This is a genomic window from Micromonospora sp. NPDC051296, assembly GCF_040682255.1.
GTDB lineage: Bacteria > Actinomycetota > Actinomycetes > Mycobacteriales > Micromonosporaceae > Micromonospora > Micromonospora craterilacus.
The window spans coordinates 1-7218 of sequence record NZ_JBFBAO010000357.1 but is presented as its reverse complement, the minus strand read 5'-3'; the positions used below and the strand labels follow the sequence as shown (position 1 = coordinate 7218).

6 protein-coding genes and 1 pseudogene are annotated in these 7218 nt (G+C 72.2%); 6 read left to right on the top strand and 1 reads right to left on the bottom strand.

What is annotated here, in order from left to right; all coding sequences use genetic code 11:
- From AB0M52_RS27750 to AB0M52_RS27725, 6 genes are all read left to right on the top strand, one after another.
- A partial coding sequence (locus tag AB0M52_RS27750) for a hypothetical protein (RefSeq protein ID WP_363959602.1) occupies positions 1 to 898 on the top strand: 898 nt, incomplete at its 5' end.
- 326 nt (positions 899 to 1224) lie between these two features.
- A complete protein-coding gene (locus AB0M52_RS27745) occupies positions 1225 to 3588 on the top strand; it encodes a nitrate- and nitrite sensing domain-containing protein (protein ID WP_363959599.1) in 2364 nt (787 codons plus the stop codon).
- A complete protein-coding gene (locus tag AB0M52_RS27740) occupies positions 3578 to 4003 on the top strand; it encodes a roadblock/LC7 domain-containing protein (RefSeq protein ID WP_363959596.1) in 426 nt (141 codons plus the stop codon). The genes AB0M52_RS27745 and AB0M52_RS27740 overlap by 11 nt, the downstream gene beginning before the upstream one ends.
- Positions 4000 to 4437 (top strand): DUF742 domain-containing protein, encoded by a 438-nt coding sequence (locus AB0M52_RS27735; protein WP_363959594.1) that lies wholly within the window; start codon positions 4000 to 4002, stop codon positions 4435 to 4437. Before AB0M52_RS27740 ends, AB0M52_RS27735 begins: the two co-directional genes overlap by 4 nt.
- Positions 4421 to 5005 (top strand): ATP/GTP-binding protein, encoded by a 585-nt coding sequence (locus AB0M52_RS27730; protein ID WP_363959591.1) that lies wholly within the window; start codon positions 4421 to 4423, stop codon positions 5003 to 5005. Before AB0M52_RS27735 ends, AB0M52_RS27730 begins: the two co-directional genes overlap by 17 nt.
- A 38-nt stretch (positions 5006 to 5043) precedes the next feature.
- Positions 5044 to 6015 carry an ABC transporter substrate-binding protein gene (locus AB0M52_RS27725; RefSeq protein WP_363959588.1) on the top strand — a complete coding sequence of 324 codons (972 nt, stop codon included), beginning with the start codon at positions 5044 to 5046 and terminating at the stop codon, positions 6013 to 6015.
- A 55-nt stretch (positions 6016 to 6070) separates the two neighbouring features.
- Here the strand turns inward: AB0M52_RS27725 and AB0M52_RS27720 are convergent.
- Positions 6071 to 7218: pseudogene (locus tag AB0M52_RS27720) on the bottom strand (ABC transporter permease); the annotation flags it as partial.

Below are 7218 nucleotides of genomic sequence, written 5' to 3'. Positions count from 1 at the left end.
GGTGGCGGCCGCGACCCGGCAGGTGTTCGCGCCCGACCCACTGGCCGATCCGGTCGCGGCCCTCACCGGTCCGCCGCCCGCGCCGGAGCCGGCCGACCCGGGCGCGGCGGCCGCCGCCCGCGCCGGCGTCGACATCCGCCCGATCGACACACACGTCGACGTGGCCGCCGCCGTCGGTGTCCTCGACGGGGTCTTCGCCCCAGGCGCGGGGCACCACTTCTATCCGCCCAGCCTGCTGCGCAACCTGCTCGCCGCCGGCGCGCCGATGCTGCTGGCCTGGGACGGCGAGGCCCCCGTCGGCGTGCTGCTCGCGTTGCCGGGGTGGACCGCCGACGGCCGGCCGCTGGTGCAGTCCGGCCCGATGGCCGTGCTGCCCACCGCCCGTGGCCGGGGCGTGTCGGTGGCCCTGAAGCTCGCCCAGCGGACCTGGGCGCTCGACCGGGGCGTCACCGAGATCCGCTGGACGTTCGACGCGATGGCGGCGGTCAACGCCAACCTCAACCTGCGCCGGCTCGGCGCGACCGTGGAGGCGTTCCTGCCCGGGTACGAAGGTCTGCGCGACGCCGACAGTCCCACCCCGCTGCCGTACGACCGGTTGCTCGTCGCCTGGCACCTCACCGGCGATCCCGCCGTCCCCGCCGACGGCGATGCCGAGCCGGTGTGGGCGGTCGCCATGGCGCCCGACGGGCTGCCGGTGCTCGACCCGGCCTGGACCGCCGCTCCCGCCGCCCTGGTCGCGGTGCCGGCCGACATCTCCGCGCTGCGCCGGGACGACCCGGCGGTGGCCAGCGCCTGGCAGCACGCCGTCGGCGGCGTGTTGCAGGAGGCACTGGCGGCCGGCTGGCGGACCGCCTGGGATCCGCGCGGCGCCTACCGGCTCACCGCACCCACCCGCTGACCGTCGACCGCGGCCCCGCCCGCAGCCCGCTGGGTCGGGCAGGTCGACGGCGTTGTCGGTGTTAAGAAGGGGCCCGGGCTCTACCGCAGGCGTTAACAAGGGGCCCTTCCTTGCTCGTCCGGTGTCTCGTGGGTTCGGATTGGACGAAGTGGAGCCCGGCCGTTCGGCCGGGCTCCACACCTGAAAGGGCAAAGAGCAACCCCGACCTCGTGACAAACCCTTCGGGGGGTTGTGGGGCAGCGCGCCTGCCGCCATATTGCTCTGATCAACTTCCCTTGACGCCGATCGCACCCGCTCTGCGGCGGCTCGATCGGATTGGAGACCGCGTGTCCACACGGATTCCCGGCGACGGTGCGAGCCGGGGCGGCGGCACCATCCGTGGCCGGCTGGTCGGCATCATCGCCCTACCCGTGCTGGCGGTCCTGCTGCTGCTGGGGTACGTGACGGTCATCGAGGTCTCCAGCTACCGGGCCGCCCGGGCCGCCAGTGAGGCGGTGTCCCTCGCCCTCGCGGTGCAGGAGCTGACCCAGGAGTTGCAGACCGAGCGGGGTCTCACCGCCGGTCTGCTCGGCGGCAACGTCGGGTTCCGCGACGAGATCACCCCGGCCCGGGAGCGGGTGGACCAGCGGCGGCAGACGGTCCAGACGGCGATCTCCGACGGCGCGCCGGCGGCCGACCGGATCGACGCGGCCCTGCGGGAACTCGACGGGCTCGCCGTGGTGCGCTCCGCCGCCGACGGCGGCAGTGCCGGGCGGGCCGCGACCTTCGAGTTCTTCACCGAGCGCATCGCCGCGTTGAACCGCATCGACTTCGGCCTCGACCAGGTCCCCGATCCGGAGCTGCGGCGGCATGTGGCCACCCTCGACGCGCTGAGCCGGATCGAGGAGAGCACCGCCCAGCAGCGGGCGTTCCTCAACGGCGTCTTCTCCGCCGGTGGCTTCGCCCCGGGCGAGTTCCTCCAGTTCGCCGCGATGCGCGCGGCCCGGGAGACGGCCCTGGCCGACTTCGCCGAGCAGGCCACCCCCAGCCAGCAGGCCGCCAACGACTGGGTGTGGGACACCGGGGCCGCCCGGGTGGCCGGCTACTTCGAACAGGTCGCCCTCAACTCCGCCGACGGCCGCCGGTTGCAGGTCAACCCGCAGTCCTGGTGGTCGGCTCTGACCACCGTGCTGGACGGCATGCGCCAGATGCAGCAGCACGTCGGCGCGGAGATCGAGGCGCGGGCCGCGGAGCGCCAGAACGAGTCCACCCAGCGGATCCTGGTGGTCGCCGCGCTGGTGACACTCTTCCTGTCCGGGGCCATCGGCCTGCTGGTGGTCGCCTCCCGGTCGATCACCCGCCCACTGGCGCTGCTGGCCGGCGAGGCCCACGAACTCGCCACCCACCGGCTGCCCGCCGCCGTGCGCCGGCTACAGGACGGGACCGAGGAAGGCAGCCCGGAGGCACCGGCGCCGGTCCGGGTGCCGAAACGCTCCAGTGTGGAGGTACGGTCGGTGGCCGACGCCCTCGACCAGGTGCAGGCGGTGGCCTTCCGCCTCGCCACCGAGCAGGCGATGCTGCGCCGCAGCACCACGGAGTCGCTGGCGAACCTCGGGCGGCGCAACCAGAACCTGCTGCGGCGTCAGCTCGGGTTCATCACCAAGCTCGAGCGGGAGGAGACCGACCCCGCCGGGCTCGCCAACCTCTTCGAACTGGACCATCTCGCCACCCGCATGCGCCGCAACGCGGAAAGCCTGCTGGTGCTGGTGGGCGCCGGGGGACCCCGCCAGTGGACGACCCCGCTGGCGATCGCCGATGTGATCCGGGCGGCCATCTCCGAGGTCGAGGAGTACCGCCGGGTGCAGCTGCGCCGCATCGACGACGCCTGGGTGGTCGGGGCCAACGTCAGCGCGGTGGCCCACATGCTCGCGGAGCTGGTCGAGAACGGATTGACCTTCTCGCCCCCGGACTCGGATGTGGAGATCCAGGGCCGGCGGACCGGCGACAGCTACCTCGTCGCCATCACCGACCAGGGCATCGGCATGTCCCCGGAGGACCTGGCCCAGGCCAACGCCCGGCTCCGCGGGGAGGTCGACTACGTCTCGGCCCCGACCCGCTACCTCGGCCACCACGTGGTGGGTCAGCTCGCCCGGGACCTGGACATCGACGTCCAGCTGGCCCCTTCGCCGGTCACCGGGGTGACCGCCCGGGTGGTCCTGCCGCCCAGCGTGCTCACCAGCGCGAACGCGTCCGCGCCGGAGAAAGGGGCGGTGGGCGGCACCGCCGCGCCGATCGCCATCACCGCCACCCCCACGCGGATCACGGCGGAGTCAGGGGAGACGACCCCGCTGAGCACCGGCGGGTCCACGACGACTGCATCCTCGGGCGCCGTCCCGGCCCGGCCGGTCGCCGGCGGGTCAATCGTCATCCCCGGCGACTTGGCCGCCGTCGATCCGGCGGCGGAGCGGACCACCAACGGGCTGCGCAAGCGCCTGCCCCGGGAACGACGGGCGGTCTCACCCGCGCCCGCGGCCGCCTCGTCCGTGCCGGACCGAGGCCCGGCTGCCCTCGACGACTCGCCCGCGGACATCCGGAACCGGTTGACCGCACTGCGCGCCGGAACGCAACGCGGCCAGATCGAACGGTCGACACCGGTGACCGCAACCGGAGACGATGCCGCGACCGAGTCTTGGAGGACCAGTGACGGTTGACACCCACACCGATCCGCACCAGTTGAACTGGCTGCTGGCGAACTTCGTCCGGCAGACCGACGGGGCGCGGGACGCCGTCGCGGTCTCCTCCGACGGACTGCTCATCGCCGTCTCGGCCGGCCTGGACCGGGGCGCCGGAGATCAGCTGGCCGCGATCGTGTCCAGCATGGCCAGCCTGGCCCGTACCGCCTCCCGCAAGTACGACTTCGACGGACTGAAGCTGATCATGATCGAGATGAAGCGGGGCTTCCTGCTGGTGTCGGCGATCAGTGACGGCAGCTGTCTCGGGGTGCTCGCCGAGGGCGGCTGCGATCTGGGCCTGGTCGGGTACGAGATCTCCCTGCTCGCCGAGCGGTTCGGCGCCATGCTGACCCCGGCCCTGATCTCCGAGTCGAGACGGGTCCTGCCGCGGTGAGCGACAGTGGACCCCGGCTGCCCGACCCGCGCATGATCCCGTACTGGACCCCCACCACGCCGCCGACCGACCCCGGTTCGGAGCCGCAGCCGTGGCGTCCGGAGGAGTCCGCGGACGAGGCGGCGGTACGTCCGTTCCTGCTCACCGGCGGGCGTACCCGGCCGATGCAGGACGGGCTGCGGGTGGAGACCCTGCTCTCCGCCCAGCCGGCGGCACTCTCCGCGCCGCTGCGTTTCGAGGCCCGCCGGATCGTCGAGCTGTGCCAGCGGCCCACCACCGTGGCTGACCTGGCGGTGGCGATGCGGGTGCCGCTCGGGGTCACCCGGGTGCTCGTCGCCGACCTGCTGAACGAGGGTTATCTGCGCCGCGAGGAGCAGGGTGAACTCTCCACCGCAATGATCGAGAGGATCAGGGACCGTGTCCGCGCTCTCTAGTCAGGGGCCCACGCCCACCGCGGTGAAGATCGTGGTCAGCGGGGGGTTCGGGGTCGGCAAGACCACCTTCGTCGGGGCCGTCTCGGAGATCGAACCCCTGGTCACCGAGGCCGACCTGACCGAGGTGTCGGTGGGAGTCGACGACACCACCGGACTGATGGGGAAGACCACCACCACGGTGGCCCTGGACTTCGGCCGGATCAGCCTCGACGAGTCCCTGCTGATGTACCTGTTCGGCACCCCCGGGCAGGACCGCTTCGCCTTTCTCTGGGACGACCTCGTCGACGGCGCCCTGGGGGCCGTCATCCTGGTCGACACCCGGCGGATCGAGGACTGCTTCCCCGCCATCGACTACTTCGAGGATCACCGCATCCCGTTCCTGTTGGCCATCAACAACTTCGACGCGAGCCGCCGGTTCGATCTCGCCGAGGTGCGGGAGGCCCTCGGGGTCGGGGACGAGGTGGTGCTGGTGGAATGCGACGCCCGCCAGCGGGAGTCGGTCAAGCAGGTGCTCGTCGCGCTCACCGAGGTGGTCCTGGCGCAACGCCTCGCCCGGATCCCGAGGTGAGGCGGGGCCGGGGCGCAACGACAGGAAGGACAGCAGCAATGCGGACATCAGGCTGGATCAGGGCGGCGGCCGTCGCCGGCTCGGCCGTACTGGCGCTGGCCGGCTGCGCGGCCGACATCCAGCCCCGGGTCCCGGCGCCGGGCCCGGCGGAGAAGACGGCGTGCGACACCCTGACCATCGCGGTCAACCCGTGGATCGGGTACGAGGCGAATGTCGCGGTGGTGAGCTATCTGGCCAAGAACCGGCTCAACTGCACGGTGGTGGAGAAGGACCTCACGGCGGAGGAGTCCTGGAAGCAGCTCGCCGCCGGTGAGGTCGACGCGATCCTGGAGAACTGGGGCCACGACGACCTGAAGAAGCGGTACATCGACGAGGATCGGGTGGCCGTCGAGCACGGCATGACCGGCAACAAGGGCGTCATCGGCTGGTACGTCACGCCGTGGCTGGTCGAGCGGTACCCGGGGATCACCAGCTGGAAGAACCTCAACGACTACGCGTACCTGTTCCGTACCCCCACCTCGGGTAGCAAGGGTGTCCTGCTCGGCGGGGATCCCTCGTTCGTCACCAACGATCTGGCGTTGATCCGCAACCTGAAGCTGAACTACATCCGCACCCTCACCGGCAGCGAGGAGAAGCTGATTGAGGCGTTCCGGGAGGCGGAGCGGAACCGCCGGCCCGCGATCGGCTACTTCTACGCGCCGCAGTGGTTCCTGGCCGAGGTCAACCTGGTGCACATCAAGCTGCCGCCCTACACCCCCGGCTGCGACGCCGACCCGGCCAAGGTGGCCTGCGACTACCAGCCGTACGACCTCGACAAGATCGCCAACCGGGAGTTCGCCGAGTCGGGCAACCCGGCCGCCGAACTGATCAAGAACTTCCAGTGGACCAACGACGACCAGAACGAGGTGGCCCGCTACCTCACGGTGGACAAGCTGTCCCGGGACGAGGCGGCCAAGAAGTGGCTGGACGCCAACCCGGAGGTCTGGCGCGCCTGGTTGCCTCCGGACTGAGCCGGGCGGATCGCCGAGGACCGCCCGAAGTGGGCGGCCCTCGGGCGAACCACGGTCACGGAGCCGCCAGCGCCTCCGTCGGTGGCAGGCGGGAGGCGCGGATCGCCGGGTAGAGACCGGCGACGCCGCCGATCACCAGGGTGGCGCCGACCCCACCGACCAGCACCCACATCGGTACGACCGTCGTCCACCCCTGTGCGACGGCGTAGCCGGCCGTCGCCGCGCTGCCCAACGCGACCCCGCCGCACCCGCCCAACGCGGACAGGATCAGCGACTCGGCGAGGAACTGCTGCCGGACCTGGCCGCGGGTGGCGCCGAGCGAGCGTCGCAACCCGATCTCGGCTCGCCGTTCGAGCACCGAGATGACCATCGTGTTGGCGACGCCCACCCCGCCGACGAGCAGCGCGACCGCGCCCAGGCCGAGCAACAGCCGGGTGAACGCCTCCCCGGCGGCCTGCTTGGCGGCGAGCGCGTCGGACGGGCGGGACACCTCGACCTCGTTGGGCGCCTGCGGGTTGGCGGTGGCACCGAGTACCGCCCGCACGTCCTCCACCGACGACTCCTCCGACCGGGTGTAGACGGTGGTCGCATGGCCGTCGAAGCCGAGTTCGCTCTCGGCCGCCGACCATCCGACGAGTACGGCGGTGTCCAGCTCGGGTGCCAGCGGTGCCGGATCGAGGATCCCGACGACCGTGAACAGCACGCCGCCGACGAGCACCTGGACCTGCGGCCCGGCGCGGCCGAAGCCGAGCCGTTGGGCGGTGGCCGACCCGAGCACGGCGGCGGGATAGCGGGCACTGGCGGCGTTGAGCCAGGTGCCGCTGCCCACCGTCGCGCCGACGGTGTCCGGCAGGTCCAGCCGGGCGGCGTACACGGCGATGCCGTTGGTCTGCGCCCGGGGAATCCGCGCACTGCGGTAGACCTTCACGTCCGCCACCCGGCCGATCGCCGAGTGGGCCAGCACCGGCCCGATCCGGCCGACCATGCTCTCGGCGACCAACGGCAACTGCGCCTCGTCCCCGGTGAACGTGGTGCCGGGCGAGACCGTCAACAGGTTGGTGCCGAGGGCGTCGATGGTGCGGTCGAGGTCCGCGCGGGACGACGACGAGCGACCTGTTCGAGTTCGTCACGGGCGACCGGATCGCCAGACTGTCCGCGCGCACCGCCGTCGTGCACGAACGCGCCCGCAACAACGGCAAGCCC

Bases quoted from the DNA above. Each gene is read 5' to 3' on its own strand.
- AB0M52_RS27725 (WP_363959588.1), top strand. From the start codon at position 5,044: ATGCGGACATCAGGCTGGATCAGGGCGGCGGCCGTCGCCGGCTCGGCC.